This is a genomic window from Fictibacillus sp. NRS-1165, from assembly GCF_050468105.1.
GTDB classification, from domain to species: Bacteria; Bacillota; Bacilli; order Bacillales; family Fictibacillaceae; genus Fictibacillus_C; species Fictibacillus_C terrinigri.
This window is the reverse complement of record NZ_JBDPNU010000090.1, coordinates 1-1588: the sequence shown is the minus strand read 5'-3', so window position 1 is coordinate 1588 and position 1588 is coordinate 1. Positions and strand designations below refer to the sequence as shown.

Below are 1588 nucleotides of genomic sequence, written 5' to 3'. Positions count from 1 at the left end.
TCGTATTATAAGGTTAACCAGTCCATCTGGTTAGCCTATTTTTTATAGGTTATTCTTTAGGTAGCCGGGGGAGGACGTTCTGGCCCGTGGGACCAAGATCCCGTCCGCAATACTGTCCACCCCCTACTTGTAGAAACATGTTTGAGGCTGGTTGGGACAGAGATCCCGTATAAAAAGCGAAGCTATGAAACTACAAGATAGGATTAGGGGCTGCCGGCTAAAACAAAAGAGGAGACGTGATAATGAATGGATCCGGTCATTGGCCTGGATGTCGCAAAAGGAAAAAGCCAAGTACAAGCCTTTTTACAGAAGAAGAATCCCTACAAGAAAAGCTTTATATTTGAGCATAACGTGATGGGGTTGCACGATTTTTATCGCTTTTACCAAGAAGTAGAAGAAGTCGCGGGTCTGCCTCCGGCAGTCGTTTTTGAATCGACGGGACATTACCATGAACCTGTCCTGCAGTTTCTAGAGGACAAGCAGGTCATTTATTATCTCGTCAATCCGGTTCTTTCATATGAAGCAAAAAAGGCTAGTTTAAGAAAAGTCAAAACCGATGCGATCGATGCTTTTCACTTAGGGGAGCTTTATTATAAAAACGAAGACCTAAAACCTTTCCAAAAAAAGAGTATTAGGATCATGAACTTGCGAAATTTAACGCGTCAACACGACTCTTTGACAGGAACCTACGTACAAACAAAGCTTCAATTTCTAACAATATTAGATCAAGTTTTCCCTGAGTATAAAAAGGTTTTCGGAGCCCTATATTCGCCCACCTCATTAGCAACGTTACTCCAGTATCAAACACCACACGGTGTGAAAGAGGAAACGGTGGATCAAATCGCTGAAGTGATTCTGAAACAAGGGGCTAAACGCTCTTATAAGTGGGCATTAGGGAAAGCTCATAAGCTTAAAGAAGCAGCCGAGAGAGACCCCTTTAAACGTAACTTATATACGAGCCATATCGTTAGTCTCACCATGTATATTCAAATTCTTCTTCAATACCAAAGGCACCTATCCAAACTAATCGAACAGATAGATGCCATGGCAGAAGAATTTGATGAATATGAGATTATCCGATCAATCCCCGGTATTGGTGGGAAGATTGCCGCCACAATCATCTCCGAAATTGGGGACATTGATCAGTTCATCCACCCAAAGAAGTTGGTTGCTTACGCAGGAATTGACCCAAGCGTTTTTGAGTCAGGTAAGTTTAAGGCAACCATCAACAAAATCACAAAAAGAGGATCTTCACGCCTTCGGCAAGTCCTCTATACAGCTGTGCAATGTGGAATAGCGAAGAATCGTAATCCAAAACTAAAAGCTTATTACGATAAAAAGCGCGAAGAAGGAAAACCACATAAAGTGGCTATCATTGCTTGCGCAAACAAGCTCATCCATTGGATTTATGCATTACTAAACCGTAAAGAGGCTTTCAAGGTATAACCATTATCCAATAAAATACTTTTATAACAATAACTTCAAATTCCGTATTTGAAGCTTATTTAGTATGTTCATTTTTATTGTAACATGACTTTTTCCACTTTTTTAGTTTATCTATTGACCTTCTATTAGCTGGTATTGTTGA

1 protein-coding gene is annotated in these 1588 nt (G+C 40.4%); it reads left to right on the top strand.

The window, feature by feature from the left end; translation table 11 throughout:
- Window positions 1-246: 246 nt before the first annotated feature.
- Window positions 247-1446, top strand: coding sequence for an IS110 family transposase (locus tag ABHN01_RS24300; RefSeq protein ID WP_429877682.1), 1200 nt, complete (start codon window positions 247-249; stop codon window positions 1444-1446).
- Window positions 1447-1588: the final 142 nt, after the last annotated feature.

Excerpts from the sequence above, each read along its gene's own strand:
- ABHN01_RS24300 (WP_429877682.1), top strand. The coding sequence starts at position 247 with ATGGATCCGGTCATTGGCCTGGATGTCGCAAAAGGAAAAAGCCAAGTA.